This window comes from Glaciihabitans sp. dw_435, assembly GCF_018449675.1.
GTDB lineage: Bacteria > Actinomycetota > Actinomycetes > Actinomycetales > Microbacteriaceae > Glaciihabitans.
Map to the genome: position 1 here is coordinate 111,563 of NZ_JAAVUZ010000007.1, position 15,222 is coordinate 126,784.

Annotated in this window: 15 protein-coding genes; 12 read left to right on the forward strand and 3 right to left on the reverse strand. The window is 65.8% G+C overall.

The annotated features are described in order from the left end of the window. Window positions 1-76 precede the first annotated feature (76 nt). Entirely contained in the window at window positions 77-1,117 is a 1,041-nt protein-coding gene (locus HB677_RS11165) for a hypothetical protein (RefSeq protein WP_213815785.1), read from the reverse strand. A gap of 147 nt (window positions 1,118-1,264) precedes the next feature. Next, window positions 1,265-2,656, reverse strand: coding sequence for a PLP-dependent aminotransferase family protein (locus HB677_RS11170; protein WP_213815786.1), 1,392 nt, complete (start codon window positions 2,654-2,656; stop codon window positions 1,265-1,267). Between the two features lie 102 nt (window positions 2,657-2,758). On the opposite strand from HB677_RS11170, the gene HB677_RS11175 reads away from it, so the two are divergent. The 12 genes from HB677_RS11175 to mutM all read left to right on the forward strand — a co-directional run bounded on the left by HB677_RS11175 (window position 2,759) and on the right by mutM (window position 14,016). Continuing rightward, window positions 2,759-3,607, forward strand: coding sequence for a nitrilase-related carbon-nitrogen hydrolase (locus HB677_RS11175; RefSeq protein WP_213815787.1), 849 nt, complete (start codon window positions 2,759-2,761; stop codon window positions 3,605-3,607). A 24-nt stretch (window positions 3,608-3,631) separates the two neighbouring features. After that, window positions 3,632-5,065, forward strand: a complete 1,434-nt coding sequence (gene hydA / locus HB677_RS11180) for a dihydropyrimidinase (protein WP_213815788.1) — start codon at window positions 3,632-3,634, stop codon at window positions 5,063-5,065. 10 nt (window positions 5,066-5,075) lie between these two features. Then, complete coding sequence (locus HB677_RS11185; RefSeq protein WP_213815789.1) at window positions 5,076-6,092, forward strand: TIGR03842 family LLM class F420-dependent oxidoreductase; 1,017 nt, start codon at window positions 5,076-5,078, stop codon at window positions 6,090-6,092. Continuing rightward, a complete protein-coding gene (locus tag HB677_RS11190) occupies window positions 6,089-6,958 on the forward strand; it encodes an ABC transporter permease (RefSeq protein WP_213815790.1) in 870 nt (289 codons plus the stop codon). Before HB677_RS11185 ends, HB677_RS11190 begins: the two co-directional genes overlap by 4 nt. A gap of 20 nt (window positions 6,959-6,978) precedes the next feature. Then, on the forward strand, window positions 6,979-7,818 hold the full coding sequence (locus tag HB677_RS11195) for an ABC transporter ATP-binding protein (RefSeq protein ID WP_213815850.1): 840 nt from the start codon (window positions 6,979-6,981) through the stop codon (window positions 7,816-7,818). Further along, complete coding sequence (locus tag HB677_RS11200; RefSeq protein WP_213815791.1) at window positions 7,815-8,588, forward strand: ABC transporter permease; 774 nt, start codon at window positions 7,815-7,817, stop codon at window positions 8,586-8,588. Before HB677_RS11195 ends, HB677_RS11200 begins: the two co-directional genes overlap by 4 nt. A gap of 66 nt (window positions 8,589-8,654) precedes the next feature. Beyond that, the gene (locus HB677_RS11205; RefSeq protein WP_213815792.1) at window positions 8,655-9,797 is read left to right on the forward strand and encodes an ABC transporter substrate-binding protein; all 1,143 of its coding nucleotides are present in this window, start codon (window positions 8,655-8,657) and stop codon (window positions 9,795-9,797) included. A gap of 92 nt (window positions 9,798-9,889) precedes the next feature. Further along, window positions 9,890-11,251 (forward strand): aspartate aminotransferase family protein, encoded by a 1,362-nt coding sequence (locus tag HB677_RS11210; RefSeq protein WP_213815793.1) that lies wholly within the window; start codon window positions 9,890-9,892, stop codon window positions 11,249-11,251. A gap of 336 nt (window positions 11,252-11,587) precedes the next feature. Continuing rightward, window positions 11,588-12,166, forward strand: coding sequence for a YceD family protein (locus HB677_RS11215; protein ID WP_213815794.1), 579 nt, complete (start codon window positions 11,588-11,590; stop codon window positions 12,164-12,166). A gap of 2 nt (window positions 12,167-12,168) precedes the next feature. Then, window positions 12,169-12,372, forward strand: coding sequence for a 50S ribosomal protein L32 (gene rpmF / locus HB677_RS11220; protein ID WP_131415693.1), 204 nt, complete (start codon window positions 12,169-12,171; stop codon window positions 12,370-12,372). Window positions 12,373-12,401: 29 nt separating this feature from the next. After that, window positions 12,402-13,124: a ribonuclease III gene (gene rnc / locus HB677_RS11225; RefSeq protein WP_213815795.1), complete on the forward strand. Its 723-nt coding sequence runs from the start codon at window positions 12,402-12,404 to the stop codon at window positions 13,122-13,124. A 4-nt stretch (window positions 13,125-13,128) separates the two neighbouring features. Next, window positions 13,129-14,016 (forward strand): bifunctional DNA-formamidopyrimidine glycosylase/DNA-(apurinic or apyrimidinic site) lyase, encoded by an 888-nt coding sequence (gene mutM, locus HB677_RS11230; RefSeq protein ID WP_213815796.1) that lies wholly within the window; start codon window positions 13,129-13,131, stop codon window positions 14,014-14,016. Between the two features lie 4 nt (window positions 14,017-14,020). Here mutM and HB677_RS11235 read toward each other — a convergent pair whose 3' ends face one another. After that, entirely contained in the window at window positions 14,021-15,097 is a 1,077-nt protein-coding gene (locus tag HB677_RS11235) for a GNAT family N-acetyltransferase (protein WP_213815797.1), read from the reverse strand. Window positions 15,098-15,222: the final 125 nt, after the last annotated feature.

Consider the following 15,222-nt stretch of genomic DNA (forward strand, 5'->3'; position numbering starts at 1 on the left):
AAGATCCGAGGAACCCACCCCATCGGACCCTATCCACGGGGACTAACCCCTCACATTCCCGTGGACGTGTATGGGGTTACTTCTGGCTGTTGCCGGCCCGAAGCTTAGGTACTGCCCGCGTGAGAACGAGGATTCCACCGACGAGCAGGAGCGACAGTCCGCCGATGAGGAGGCCCGGGTTGTCCCAGCCGGTCTCGGCGAGCGTGTCAGTGGTGATGCCGGGCGTTGCCTCGCCGGTGCCGTTACCCGTGTCGGTACCGGGAGTCGGGGCGGTGGGGCTGGCGGAGCTGGTCGGCGGAGTCGGAGCGGCAGTCGCCGAGGGCGTGGCGCTCGGCGTGGTACTGGGCGTTGCCGACGGAGTGGCGGTGGGCGTGTTCGACGGAACCGGCGTCACGACAGCGGCGAGAACGCGCGTGGTGATCGTCGTCGCGCAGTCGGCGGTCGAGCCGCCGCCGTTGACCGAGCCGTTGCACTGGTTGACGGTGATGGGGAGGCCGGGGCTGACGGTGGATGCCCCGACGGTGCAGTGAACCTGGCCGTCGGCGCCGCCGCCGTTGACCGAGCCGTTGCACTGGGTGACTGTCGCGCCGGTGGTGCTCTGCAACGGGTTGCAGTCCAGCGGAGTTGCGGGTCCGCCGGCGCCGGAACCTACGCACTGGTTGACCGTGGCGTTACCCACGGTGGTGACGCCCGTGATGGTGTTCGTGATGTTCACGTTGCAGACGAGCGTCGAGCCATCCGCGCCCGTGCCGTTGCACTGGGTGACGGAGGTAACGACCTGGGGGTACGTGGTTGTGGTGGTCGGACATGCCGGAGCGAAGTTGGCCGCGCCGTGGCAGTCGACGACGGTGACGACGGAGCTGCCGACGCCCGTCGCGAGGTCGAGAGTGTTGAGGACGGTGACGTCACAGCGAGTGCCCGTTCCGCCTCCGGCATCCGCAGCGTTGCACTGGTTGATGGCAGGAGCTGTCACGGCAAATGCGGTTCCTGTTCCACCGCCGCCCACGACGAGGAAGAGACCGAGGAGGATCGCCCCGAAGAAGTAGAGAAAACGTCGAAGCGGGGGAGTGCCGGACGTTGCTGTGCTGTCTGCGTGCGAGGCGAAGGTACGTGACATGGATGCTCCTAGGTTCGTTCGAGAGCCATTTTCTTGACGCCCCCGTTACGTGGGCGTCACGCCAGCGTTACAGCGCCGAATGACCGTTCCACCCCAGGGCGAAAATCCGCGGAAATCCGGGGCAAAATCAATAAAGAAATATATTGCTCATGCGCGGGTCGAGGCCGCAAGAAGGGCCCCGACCGACGCAAAATCGTCCCGGACGAGCCCCGCCGTCACCCGGATGAACTGCCCTCCGCGGGTCAGTTCGCTGACCGCCGCGCCTCCGTCATCGGCCGCGGCCGGTCGTCTGCCCCCGGCCGGCGCCTGCGCGGCGAGAAACGCGGTGCCGGCGGCCACCCGGATGCCTGCCGCCGCCAACTGCACAACTGCCGCGCGTTCGTCGTCGACGGGAAGCCACAGGTTGACGCCGTCCGGCACCCGCGTGCACACCCCGGCGGCCGCGAGTGCCGCGGACAACGCGTGCTGCCTCTGGCCGTAGGTGACGCGCGCCACGTCGATGGCCGCCACCGTCGAGGCATCCGTCATCAAGTCGTACAGAATCGTCTGCAGCATGCGCGACGTCCAGCCGGGGCCGAGCAGTCGCCGGGCCACGATGCGATCGACCAACTCCGTGGGTCCGCCCAGCGCTCCGATCCGCAGGTCGGGGCCGTGAGACTTCGAGAAACTCCGCACGTGCAGCACCCTCTCCGGCAGGTACGTGCCGAGGCTGACCTGTGGTTTGGTGCTGATCTCCCCGGAGTGATCGTCCTCGATCACGATCGTCTTCTGTGCGGTTCTGCTCGAGCGGATGACCCGGGCGAGCTCCTTCGCGCGCTCCTCCGTCATCGAGACCCCCGCTGGGTTCTGGCTGCGGGGTTGCAGCACGATGACGGCGGGCGATCGCGTGAGCGCCGCGGACAGCTCCCGCGGGAGCATCCCCTCTTCGTCGATTCCCACCGCGATCTTCTCGATCCCATAGTGCTCAAGAAGGTCGAAGATCGGCGGGAATCCGGGGTTCTCGACCACGACACGATCGCCGTAGCGCAGCAGCAGGTCGAGCGCGCGGGATATCGCGTCCAGCGCGCCATCCACCACGGTGATTGCGTCAACCGGATACGGCCACGACTCGCGCAGCATCGCCTCGAGCTCGGGCAGGACGGGGGAGTCGAGGTAGCTCGAGGTTCCCGCGCGGCTCGACACCCGTGACAGGGCCGGCCCCAGGTTCGGCAGCAGCGCGGGGTCCGGCGTTCCGGTCGACAGGTCGAGGCGTGCGCCCGGCTGGCCCGCGAGATTTCGCGAACGGGGCGGCAGCCAGGTCGACGGTGCCGCGCGAACGAACGACCCGCTGCGGCCACGGGACACGATCAGTCCCACGCTCGCGAGCGCCTGCCACGCGTGGCTGACGGTGGCCGGACTCACGCCGAGATCGGCCGCGAGTTCCCGCACCGTGGGCAGCCTGTCACCCGGCGCGAGATCGCCCGAAGTGATCAGCCGGGCGATGGCCCCGGCGATGCCGCTGGGTGACGCGTCCTCGACTTCGAGGGCTATCGACTTCACGTGAACCCCCGTTAGGTTTTACGAACGCGTCATAAACGTAAAACGTAAGAGAAATGTTTACGGCGAATAATAACAAAACGTAGTCCCTTCGGAGGTAATCCCATGGCCGTAGTTCGAGCAGCGATAACCCAGACAACCTGGACGGGCGATAAAGAATCGATGGTCGCCAAGCACGAGCAGTTCGCGCGTGATGCTGCGGCCGATGGCGCCCAGATCATTTGTTTCCAGGAGCTGTTCTATGGCCCCTATTTCGGGATCACCGAGGACAAGAAGTATTACGCCTACGCGGAGCCCGCGGACGGTCCCATCGTTCAGCGCTTCGCTGCCCTGGCCAAAGAATTGAACCTTGTGATGGTGCTTCCCATCTACGAGGAGGACATGCCGGGCGTGTATTACAACACCGCCGTCGTCGTCGACTCCGACGGCACGATCCTCGGCAAGTACCGCAAGCACCACATCCCGCACCTCGACAAGTTCTGGGAGAAGTTCTACTTCCGCCCCGGCAACCTGGGCTACCCGGTCTTCAACACCGCTGTCGGTCCCATCGGCGTGTACATCTGTTACGACCGTCATTTTCCCGAGGGATGGCGCGAGCTTGGCCTTAACGGTGCGCAGATCGTTTTCAACCCCAACGCCACGAAGCCAGGCCTGTCCAACCGTCTCTGGGAGATCGAGCAGCCCGCTGCCGCCGGCGCCAATGGATACTTCGTGGCGGCGCCGAACCGCGTCGGCCGGGAGGACAACGAATACGGCGATGACGCCGTCACCTTCTACGGCAACAGCCAGTTCGTCGATCCGCAGGGCAACGTCATCGGTGGTTACGGCAGCGGCGAGGTGGAAGAAATCCTGATCCGCGACCTCAACCTCGACATGATCCGCCAGGTGCGTGACGACTGGCAGTTCTACCGCGACCGTCGTCCGGAGTCCTACACGTCCATCCCGAAGCCGTAACACGAGACCAAGGAGCCCAGGTCGATGAAGACTCTGATCAAGAACGGTCTCGTTGTTAACTCAACGGGCACGGGGTACGCGGACGTGCTGATCGACGGCGAGACAATCGCCGCGGTGCTTGCTCCCGGGTCGACCCTGCTCGGGTTCGACCTCGAATCGAGCGTCGACACGGTGATCGATGCCCAGGGAAAGTACGTCATCCCGGGCGGGATCGACGCGCACACCCACATGGAGATGCCGTTCGGTGGCACCTTCGCCAGCGACACCTTCGAGACGGGCACCCGGGCGGCCGCGTGGGGCGGGACGACGAGCATCGTTGACTTCGTCGTGCAGTACCCGGGCGAGAATCCCGTCGAGCGCTACAACGCGTGGCAGGCGAAGGCCGCCGGCAATTGTGCCATCGACTACGGATTCCACCAGATCCTGTCGGACGTGCAGGACTCCTCGCTCACCGCAATGGACGAACTGATCGACGAGGGAGTGACGAGCTTCAAGCTTTTCATGGCCTACAAGGGTGTCTTCCTGTCCGATGATGGCCAGATCGTGAAGGCGATGCAGAAGGGGGCAAGCAACGGCGCACTGATGATGATGCACGCAGAGAACGGCAGCGTCATTGACCTCCTCGTGCAGCAGGCCATCGAGGCCGGCAACACCTCTCCCTACAACCACGGTCTCACCCGGCCATGGCAGGCGGAAGAGGAAGCGACCCACCGCGCGATCATGCTGGCCGACCTCACCGGGGCGCCGCTGTATGTGGTGCACGTCTCCGCCAAGCAGGCCGTCGACCAGATCATGACCGCCCGCGACAACGGCAAGAACGTGTTTGGCGAGACCTGCCCGCAGTACCTCTACCTGTCGCTCGAGGAACAGCTCGGGGCGAAGGGAGAGGAGTGGGGTGACTTCGAGGGAGCCAAGTGGGTCTGTTCGACGCCGCTGCGGTCCCGGGCGGAGGGTCACCAGCACCACATGTGGCAGGCGCTGCGCACCAACGATATCCAGATGGTCTCCACCGACCACTGCCCGTTCTGCATGAAGGGCCAGAAGGACATGGGGCTCACGGACTTCTCCAAGATCCCCAACGGAATCGGCTCCGTCGAGCACCGAATGGACCTCATGTACCAGGGTGTCGTGGACGGCCAGATCAGCCTTCCCCGCTGGGTCGAACTGACATCGACCACTCCCGCCCGCATGTTTGGCATGTACGGCAAGAAGGGCGTCATCCAGCCCGGTGCCGATGGCGATGTGGTGGTCTACGACCCCAACGGTCACACGTCGATCGGTGTCGGCAAGACCCACCACATGAACATGGACTACTCCGCCTACGAGGGCTTCGAGATCGACGGCCACGTCGACACGGTGATCTCCCGCGGCAAGGTCGTCGTCGATAACAACGAGTACGTCGGCACCAAGGGCGACGGCAAGTACTTCCGGCGCGGCCTCAGCCAGTACCTGATCTAGAGAGAGACACATGGACTTCGGAGCAGTACTCCAGACCAACCCGCCCGCCTCCCGCACCATCGCGTTGGCGAAGCTCGCCGAGCAGCACGGCTTCAGCCACGTGTGGACATTCGACTCCCACCTCCTCTGGCAGGAGCCGTACGTCATCTACAGCCAGATCCTCAGCCAGACCCAACGCGTGATCGTTGGACCCATGGTCACCAACCCCGCCACGCGCGATTGGACCGTCACCGCATCCACCTACGCGACGCTCAACGAAATGTTCGGCAATCGCACCATCATGGGCATCGGGCGGGGAGACTCCGCCGTGCGGGTGACCAACGGTGCCCCGACAACGCTGAAGACGCTGCGCGAGTCGATCCACGTCATCCGCGAGCTCGCCAACAGCCGGGCAGTCGAGTACAACGGCGCGACACTGCAGTTTCCCTGGAGCACCGGGTCCACGCTCGACGTGTGGGTGGCAGCGTACGGCCCACTGGCGCTCAAACTCACGGGTGAGGTCGGCGACGGGTTCATCCTGCAGATGGCGGACCTCGATGTCGCAGAGTGGATGATCAAGACGGTGCGGGATGCGGCGGAAAAGGTGGGCCGTGATCCGATGGCCATCAAGTTCTGCGTGGCGGCGCCGATGTACATCGGTTCGGACTGGGAGCACATGCGCGACCAGAACCGCTGGTTCGGCGGAATGGTCGGCAACCACGTCGCCGATATCGTCGCCAAGTACGGCGAGGGTTCGGCCGTACCCACCGCGTTGACCGACTACATCAAGGGACGCGAGGGCTACGACTACAACGAGCATGGCCGGGCGGGTAATACGCACACGAACTTCGTTCCCGACGAAATCGTCGACCGTTTCTGCATCCTCGGTACCGCAGACCAGCACATCGAGAAGCTCAAGGCTCTCAAGGAGCTCGGCGTCGACCAGTTCGCCGGGTATCTCCAGCACGACAACAAAGAAGAGACACTGCGCGTGTATGGCGAGACGGTCATCCCCGCGATGCGCGAGCACATTACGGCGAAAGCATGACCCGAGCCCGTCCGATCCTGCTCGGCGTCGCTGGCGTCGTACTCCTCGGCGTGGCCTGGGAAGGCTACAAGGCGCTCGGACCCGCGGACGGAGTCGTGGTCAACGGCCTCACCGTCCTTCCCCGTACGAGCGACCTCGCGATGCCGCATCTCGTCACGATGTGGACGCGCCTCGGCGAGCCGGTCACCTCGGCCGCCGGCTCCCCGGCGCTATGGGAAGCGGTCGTGAAGGCGGCGGGATTCACCCTCGGAATCGCCGCCGTCGGATGGATCATTGGTGTCGTCGTCGGCATGCTGCTCGCTATCCTCATGCAACGGTTCCGCACGGCGGAGTCGGCGCTGCTGCCGTGGATCGTGCTCAGCCAGACCGTGCCACTGATCGCCATCGCGCCGCTCGTGAGCGGGTGGGGATCGCAGATCAGATTCGGCGAATCCCGCTGGCAGGACTGGATGTCTGTCGCCGTCATCGCCTCGTACCTTGCGTTCTTCCCCGTCTCGATCGGCGCGCTGCGGGGACTCGAGTCACCCGAGAAGGCGCACATGGAACTGATGCGCACGTACGCGGTCGGCTGGTGGAAGACGCTGCTGCGCCTGCGACTGCCGGCGAGCGTTCCCTACCTGATTCCCGCCCTTCGACTCGCGGCGGCCAACGCGGTGATCGGAACAGTGGTCGCCGAAGTATCCATCGGGCTCAGCGGTGGTGTTGGCCGAATGATGGTGGAGTACGCGAGCACCGCAAGCGGTGACCCGGGAAAACCGTGGGCTCCGATCTTCGGGGCTGTCGCCATCGGGCTGATCGCCGCCGGCGTTGTCGCCCTTCTCGGGCTCGTATTGAAGCGTTACCGCAGAGGAGAAGTGACCGCGTGAGAAGTTCTGATGTTGCGGTAATGGCCGCCGGTTCGACCGCGACCGCCGTGGACGTGGTTGGCGCCACGAAGATCTTCACCGTCGCCAAGGGCGCCCAGGTCATAGCGCTGGACACCATCGACCTGAGCGTGGCACCCGGGGAGTTCGTCTCCCTCATCGGCCCCAGCGGCTGCGGCAAGAGCACCCTGCTTCGGCTGATCGCCGACCTTGACCAGCCCACCACCGGCAGCGTCACCGTCTTCGGCAAGTCGGCACGGCAAGCCCGCGTCGATCAGGACTACGGCATCGCCTTCCAGCAGGCGGGCCTGCTTCCCTGGCGCACTGTCGCCGGCAACATCGAGCTGCCTCTCGAGCTTCACGGCACCGGCAAGACGGCCCGCAAGGCCCGCGCTGCCGAGCTTCTCGAACTGGTGGGGCTCACCGACTTCGCGGACCGCTACCCCGAGCAACTCTCCGGCGGAATGCAGCAGCGGGTGGCGATCGCCCGGTCGCTCGCCGAGAGCCCCAAGCTGCTGCTGATGGATGAACCGTTCGGAGCCCTCGACGAGATGACGCGTGAGCGCATGCAGAACGAGCTCGTTCGCATCTGCGCGGAGACCGGAGCGGCCGTGGTCTTCGTCACCCACTCGATTCCGGAAGCGGTCTTCCTCTCCGACCGCGTCGTCGTGATGTCGCCGCGGCCGGGACGCATCGTAGATGTCATCCCCGTTGCCCTCGGCGCCGCGGAAGATCGTGACGACGACCTGCGCGAGGCCGTGGGATTCTTCGCGGCCGTCAGCGCAGTGCGCGAAGCACTGCACGGCACACCTGCCGGAGGGGCAGCGGGTGCGTCTGCTGCTCGCGGTGTGGAGACCCGATGAGGACATCGACCTCGCGCACGCGCGCCATTCTCGCGCCGGTGATTTTCGGTCTCGCCGTGCTCGTGATCTGGCAGGTCGCTGTCGTGGTCCTGGGGATCAAGCCCTACGTTCTGCCCAGCCCGATCAACATCGGAGGCCAGTTCACGAAAGCGTTCGACACGGTGTGGGCGGGAACCCGCGTCACCGGATTCAACGCGCTGATCGGACTCATCCTCGGCGCCGTGACGGGAATCATCGCGGCCATCATCTCCGCGCTCGCCCGCGTCTTCGACGAGATCGGCCTTCCGGTCATCACCGCGGCATCCGTCGTCCCCATCGTCGCCCTCGCGCCGGTGCTCTACACAATGTTTGGTGCCGGGGCGGAGACCGCGCGTCAGTTGATCGCGGCGCTCGCCGTCTTTATCCCCGTCTACGTCAACTCGCTGCGGGGGCTGCGTCAGGTAAAACCCGTGCACCGGGATCTCATGCGCGCGTACGCGGTGTCGTCGTGGCAGGTCACCCGCACCGTCACACTGCCGGGAGCCGTGCCCTTCATCTTCACGGGACTGCGGATCGCGTCATCCCTCGCCGTTATCTCCGCCCTGATCGCCGAATACTTCGGAGGTCCGATCGACGGCCTCGCGAAGTCGATCACGTCGGCAGCCTCCTACAGCAACTACACGCTGGCCTACGCATTCGTGCTCGGAGCGATTCTGCTCGGGCTCGTCTTCTACATGGTCACCCTCGCCCTGGAGAAGCTGGCAACGAGGCACAGGCCTTCTCTGTCCTGACGTCCGACGGCCGTGAGGCGGTTCGGCGAATCACCCCCCCGAAGAGAGCACCAAGGAGGAAGCACAATGAAGCACAGCACACGTTTCGTTCTCGGCATCAGTGCGATGGCAGTAGCCACCGGACTGGTTCTGAGTGGTTGCAGCAGTTCCAGCCCCACCACCACGAGCTCTGACGGCGGACTGACGCCGGTGACCCTGCAGCTGCAGTGGCTGGCCCAAGCGCAGTTCGCCGGCTACTACGCCGCCGTGTCGCAGGGGTACTACAAGGACGAGGGCCTCGACGTCACCATTAAAGAGGCGGGAGCCGACACCGTTCCGATTAAGTCGGTCGCCAGCGGCGATGCTGACTACGCCATCTCCTGGGTGCCGAAGGTGCTCGGATCGATCGAGCAGGGCGTCAATGTCACCGACGTCGCGCAGATCTTCGAGCGCAGCGGCACGACCCAGATCTCGTTCAAGGACAAGAACATCACCACTGCCGCCGACCTCAAGGGCAAGAAGGTCGGCAGCTGGGGCTTCGGCAATGAGTGGGAACTCTTCGCCGGCATGCAGAAGGCGGGAATCGACACCACGAGCGGCATCAAGCTCGTGCAGCAGGCCTTTGACATGAAGGGCTTTCTCGCCGGGGACATCGACGCCGCCCAGGCGATGACGTACAACGAGTACGCGCAGGTTCTCGAGACGGTGAACCCCGACACCGGCAAGCTCTACACGCCGGACGACCTCAACGTCATCAACTGGAACGACGAGGGCACGGCCATGCTCCAGGACGCCATCTGGGCCGACACCGAGAAGCTCAAGGACGACGCCTATGACGCGCAGACCGTCAAGTTCATCAAGGCGTCCATCAAGGGCTGGGTCTACGTGCGGGATAACCCCACGGAGGCCGCGAGCATCGTCACGGCCGCCGGGTCAACGCTCGGCACGAGCCACCAGCTGTGGATGACCAACGAGGTCAACAAGCTGATCTGGCCATCCACCGCGGGCATCGGCGAGATCATCCCCAGCGCGTGGGACCAGACGGTCGACATCGCGAAGGCGACGAAGAATGACACCGGCCAGACCATCGTCACCGCCACCCCGCCGGACACCGCGTACTCGAACGAGTACGTCGACAAGGCGCTGAAGGAACTGAAGGACGAGAACGTCGACGTCATGGGCGCCAGCTGGACTCCCACAACCGTCGAACTGAAAGAGGGCGGCAAGTAACAACTGCCGCGCGTAATGTGAGCGGAGGCTGCCTCGTGCGGCCTCCGCTCCACCCCCAACTGCACCTCAGCTATCGCACCAAAGGATCCCCGATGACCACTGTGAATCCCGCCTTCCTCGGCGGTACGACTCCCGCCGACGGGGCCCACGCGCTCGCGATGGACCGTGCTCACGTCTTTCACTCCTGGAGTGCACAGGGAAACCTCACCCCGTTCGCCATCGCAGGCGGGTCCGGAAGCACGGTCTGGGACTTTGATGGCAAGCACTACCTCGACTTCTCGAGCCAGCTGGTCAACACGAACATCGGCCACCAGCACCCCGCGGTCGTCAACGCCATCAAGGCGCAGGCCGACCTGCTGACGACCGTGGCCCCCGCACACGCGAACCTCGCCCGCGGTGAGGCGGCCAGCCGCATCCTGGCGCGCGCCGGTGGTCACTTCGGCAAGGTCTTCTTCACCAACGGTGGTGCGGATGCCAACGAGAACGCGATCCGCATGGCCCGCCTCACTACCGGCCGCGACACGGTGCTCTCCACCTACCGCAGCTACCACGGCAACACCGGCGCCGCGGTGGTCGCGACCGGCGACTGGCGCCGCGTGCCCAATCAGTACGCGCGGGGCCATGTGCACTTCTTCGGTCCGTTCGCCTATCGCTCCGAGTTCTGGTCGACGACGCCGGAGGAGGAGAGCGCTCGCGCACTGCACCACCTGGAGCGGGTCATCCAGTCAGAAGGGTCCTCGTCGATCGCCGCCATCCTCATCGAGACCATTCCCGGCACCGCCGGCGTTCTCGTGCCGCCGCCCGGCTACCTGCGCGGAGTGCGCGAGCTGGCGGACAAGTACGGCATCGTCCTCATCTTCGACGAGGTCATGTGTGGCTTCGGCCGCACGGGGGAGTGGTTCGCCTGGCAGGGCTTCGCGGACGAGGACGGCCCGGTCGTGCCCGACCTCATCACCTTCGCCAAGGGAGTCAACTCCGGCTACGTTCCCACCGGTGGTGTCGTCATCTCCGAGTCGATCGCCAATGCGTTCGAGACCGAGGTCTTCCCCGGCGGGCTCACCTACTCCGGCCACCCGCTCGCGATGGCCTCGATCGTTGGGGCGCTCGACGCCATGGAGTCCGAGGGAATCGTCGACAACGCCCGCATGATCGGCCGCGACTACCTCGCCCCGGGTCTCGCGGCGCTGAAGGCCAAGCACCCGATCATCGGCGAGGTGCGCGGCGTCGGCGTCTTCTGGGCGTTGGACCTGGTGGATGACCCGCAGACCCGTCAGCCCGTTTCCGGCGGTGTCATCCTCGAGCTGAAGAAGCAGCTGATGGCCCGCGGACTCCTCCCGTTCACCGCGGATAACCGACTGCACGTCGTGCCGCCGTGTGTCGTGACGCCGGACGAGACCACCTCGGCCCTCGCCATCTACGACGAGGCCTTCACGGCCCTGGAGGCCACCCTCTAGCCACCGGACCGCCGTCCCGGGCCGGGCCTCCCGCCGCGCGGCGCGTCCCGCCCGGGGCGGCATCCGCCTGCCCGGGCCGCCCGTCCCGACCGGTCCTGCCCCGGGTGATCCGCCGTGTGCGTCCGCCCGGGCCATCCGCCGTGTGCGTCCGCCGGGGCATCCGCCCGTACCGTATTTCGCTACATTCGGACGTTTCGCTGTTTTCGTCCCAGATGAGGAGGATCTGGGCCCGCAACGGCGGGAGTTCCTTATCTGGCGAACCGGAGAAGGGCCGGCGAGGGGCAATTCGGGCCGTGTCCTGCGGGGAACCCCCATCACCGCATAAGATAGACGGTTGTGTCACACTTCACCCCCACCCCATATACCACCCCGGTGTTCGATCTGATCCACCGTCCGGGTGAGATGCGCGAGCGTACCCTCGATATCACCGTGCCCGAGGGATTCGGCAATGCCGTCATCGGGATCAAAAAGGGTGCGGAGATGCGCGTAGACGTGCGTCTCGAGTCGCTCCACGACGGAATTCTCGTCACCGGAAGGGTCGACGCGGACGCCGAAGGTGAGTGCGTTCGTTGCCTCATTGACGTGAGTGTGCCTGTCGAGGTCGAATTTGCGGAGCTTTTCGCGTATTCTGTCGACGAAGCTTTTGATTACACGGTTTCTGATGATCACGTGGATCTCGAACCGTTGGTCAGGGATGCGGTTGTGTTGTCACTTCCGTTTCAACCGGTCTGTCAGGAAGATTGCCTTGGCTTGTGCCCGCAGTGTGGGGCACGCCTTCTCGACAACCCGGGTCACGAGCACGAAGCGCCCATCGATCCTCGATGGGCCGGACTTGCCGGACTCGGAGCCCTGACCGAGGCCACCACCGAAGACATTGATGGCACTGCGAGCAGTGCCACGGAAGAAAAGAGATAACCATGGCCGTACCGAAGCGCAAGATGTCCCGTGCAAGCACCCGCATGCGCCGCGCGCAGTGGAAGGCCACCGCGCCGACCCTGGTGAAGACCGTTGAGAACGGCAAGACGACGTACAGCCTCCCGCACCGCGCGAAGGTCGTCGAGGACTCCACCGGAACGCCCCTGTACATGGAGTACAAGGGTCGTAAGGTCGCGGACGTATAGTCCCCGCACATTCTTCTCCGAGTCGGCCCGTGTCTGGAACTGAAGCCAGCCGGGCCGATTTGGCGCGCGCGCTCGGCGTCGAAGTCAGCCCCGCTCTGCTGGAGCAGGCGCTGACCCACCGGTCGTTCGCGTACGAAAACGGCGGCATCGGGCACAACGAGCGACTCGAGTTTCTCGGAGACTCGATCCTCGGGCAGGCCGTCACGGTCATGCTGTACCGCGAGAACCCCGACCTCGACGAGGGCGAGCTGGCCAAGCGCCGCGCCAGCCTCGTCTCGAGCGTCGCCCTCGCGGAAGTTGCCCGCTCCATCGGCCTCGGCGAGCACATCCGTCTCGGACGCGGTGAGATCCTCACCGGCGGCAACGACAAGTCGTCCATCCTCGCGGACACGGTCGAGGCAGTCATTGGTGCCGTGTACCTGGATGCGGGAGCGGATGAAGCGACCGCCTTCGTTCTCCGTTTGATCAGGCCACTTCTCACCAACCCAGAACGCTTCGGCGCTGCGATGGATCCCAAGACGAGCCTGCAGGAGCTCGTGGCCCGACTCGGACGCGGCGCCCCGGCGTACGCGGTCACCGACACCGGCCCCGATCACTCCAAGCGCTTCCACGCCACGATCACCGTGGGCGACGAGGTCGTCTCCTCCGGCTCCGGCACGAGCAAGAAGCAGGCAGAAATGGTCGCGGCCCTCGAGGCCTGGACCATCCTGCACGCGGCGTCGACGCCCTCCGAGGCGCCCGCGCAGCACTGACGCCGTGCCCGAACTTCCCGAGGTCGAAGTTGTGCGAGCGGGGCTCGAGCCCGCGGTCAGCGGCGCCTCCGTGGCATCCGTCACCGTCTTCGACGAGCGATCCCTGCGCCGTCACGTCGGCCCAAGCGAGGACTTCACCGACCGGCTGACTGGCGCGCGTTTTCTCGGCGCCGAACGTCGGGGCAAGTTCCTGTGGCTTCCCATCGCCCCCGGGGGCGACGCCACCGCACCGACCGAGGCGCTCGTGGTGCACCTCGGCATGAGCGGCCAGGTGCTGCTGCGCGACCGCGCGACCGACGACCGGCTCACCCGCATCCGCCTCGACATCGACCACCCGGGCCACGGCCCGTTGCGCCTCAACTTCGTCGACCAGCGCATCTTCGGCTCCATGGCGATCGACCGGATGGTCGCGACTCCCGATCTCGCCGGCGGTCTCGTGCCCAGCCAGGTCGCCCACATCGCGCGGGACCCGCTCGACCCCGCCTTCAGTGATTCCCTCTTCTTCGCCTCTCTAGCCCGGCGCAAGACGGGCATCAAGCGCGCAATGCTCGACCAGACGCTCATCAGCGGCATCGGCAACATATACGCCGACGAATCGCTCTGGGCCTCACGCATCCACTACGACCAGCCGACGCAGACGCTCAGTCGCCCCCGCGCCAAGGTGCTGCTCGCCGAGGTGCGGTCGGTGCTCGCCAAGGCCCTCGCCGAGGGCGGCACGAGTTTCGACGCCCAGTACGTGAACGTCAACGGAGCGTCCGGCTACTTCTCCCACTCGCTCAACGCCTACGGCCAGCACGGCAAGGAGTGCCCCCGCTGCGGCCTCCCGATCGTGCGCGAGAGCTTCATGAACCGCGGATCGCACTTCTGCCCCCGCTGCCAGCGTCTGCGCTGACGAACTACAACTCTTTGCGCCAGGCTGCCTCGTAGGCCATCGCCACGAAGCCGACGGCCTCGTTCACCGAGAGCATGTGACGGTTCTCCTCGGCGTTGAAGGTCGTGATGGCCGGATGACCCGGGTGCGTGTCATCCAGTTGTCGGATGTTGGCCAGCTTCACCAGCATCCCCAGACGGTGCCCGCGGTGCTCGCGCAGCACGAGCGTGTCCTCCTGGCTCACGGCCCGCTCGAGTTCACGAGGCACGGATAGCTCGGTGTACGCCACGAGTCGTCCGCTCGGCACGTGCTCGGCTGCCGCGACGAGGTTCGTGATCGGGCTCGACTCCTCCCGCTCCTCCTTCGCGCGAATGCGGGCGGCATCCCAGATGTCCTCGGTGACCTCGAGACCTGCATTGGGAGCGTCCGTGCTCATCCGGGTGCCGAGCAACGCGATGTCGTCGATCCACTCGTCGGGGGTGCGTCCCACCCAGCGCGCGATCCTGTAGTCGTTGCCTGCGCTGGCGGATGCCTCGGCGAAGAGCGCCGCGATGGTGCCACGGTCCGGCGGCAGAAGCAGCTGGCTCGCGCGTTCCACCTGCTCGAGGGAGAACCCGCGGGCGCGGGCAAACCGCACAACGGGGGCATCCTCGGGCACGGAGCCAAAACCGGTGGGGGAGTGCAGGCGGCGGCCACGCGGGTCGGCGTTAACGATGCCATACCCCTGCAGGACGGTGCGACCCTCGGCCCGGGCCATCCGCTCGACATCGTTGTAGAGCGCAGCACCGATGCCCTGTCGGCGGAACTCGGGAAGCACCTCGATGGCCACCCACGCCTCGGGCGCCGAGGCGTCCGCGCCGGTTTCGTACACCCCGCGGGCGACCATGCGGTCATCGACCCGGGCGACGAGCAGGCGCTTGGGCTGGAAGGGGTCGAGCCAGGTGGGGAGCAGCTCCGCTCCCTCGACCGCGAGAATGCGGCTGCCGATGATCTCGGCTTCGATCTCGTTGCGCAGGGCGGTCATCCGCAGAAAATCGGTTGCGTCCGGCGCCTGGATGGTGGCGGGGATCTCGAGCTCATCGATGGTGAATGCCATGGCCATGGCGGCGGGCTCCTTTGCGATTGTGTCGTGGCGGCAGCCTAACCCCGGGCCGTACGCGTGTCACTGCCGCGTGCTTCCGCGGGAGAGGGGCGCCATTCCGGTACCTTGGGTCCAGACATTCCGGC

What these genes read in the sequence shown, in the direction of transcription:
- HB677_RS11165 (WP_213815785.1), bottom strand. Translation starts at nt 1,117, where the DNA reads ATGTCACGTACCTTCGCCTCGCACGCAGACAGCACAGCAACGTCCGGC.
- HB677_RS11175 (WP_213815787.1), top strand. Translation starts at nt 2,759, where the DNA reads ATGGCCGTAGTTCGAGCAGCGATAACCCAGACAACCTGGACGGGCGAT.
- hydA (WP_213815788.1), top strand. Translation starts at nt 3,632, where the DNA reads ATGAAGACTCTGATCAAGAACGGTCTCGTTGTTAACTCAACGGGCACG.
- HB677_RS11185 (WP_213815789.1), top strand. Translation starts at nt 5,076, where the DNA reads ATGGACTTCGGAGCAGTACTCCAGACCAACCCGCCCGCCTCCCGCACC.
- HB677_RS11190 (WP_213815790.1), top strand. Translation starts at nt 6,089, where the DNA reads ATGACCCGAGCCCGTCCGATCCTGCTCGGCGTCGCTGGCGTCGTACTC.
- HB677_RS11195 (WP_213815850.1), top strand. Translation starts at nt 6,979, where the DNA reads ATGGCCGCCGGTTCGACCGCGACCGCCGTGGACGTGGTTGGCGCCACG.
- HB677_RS11200 (WP_213815791.1), top strand. Translation starts at nt 7,815, where the DNA reads ATGAGGACATCGACCTCGCGCACGCGCGCCATTCTCGCGCCGGTGATT.
- HB677_RS11205 (WP_213815792.1), top strand. Translation starts at nt 8,655, where the DNA reads ATGAAGCACAGCACACGTTTCGTTCTCGGCATCAGTGCGATGGCAGTA.
- HB677_RS11210 (WP_213815793.1), top strand. Translation starts at nt 9,890, where the DNA reads ATGACCACTGTGAATCCCGCCTTCCTCGGCGGTACGACTCCCGCCGAC.
- rpmF (WP_131415693.1), top strand. Translation starts at nt 12,169, where the DNA reads ATGGCCGTACCGAAGCGCAAGATGTCCCGTGCAAGCACCCGCATGCGC.
- HB677_RS11235 (WP_213815797.1), bottom strand. Translation starts at nt 15,097, where the DNA reads ATGGCCATGGCATTCACCATCGATGAGCTCGAGATCCCCGCCACCATC.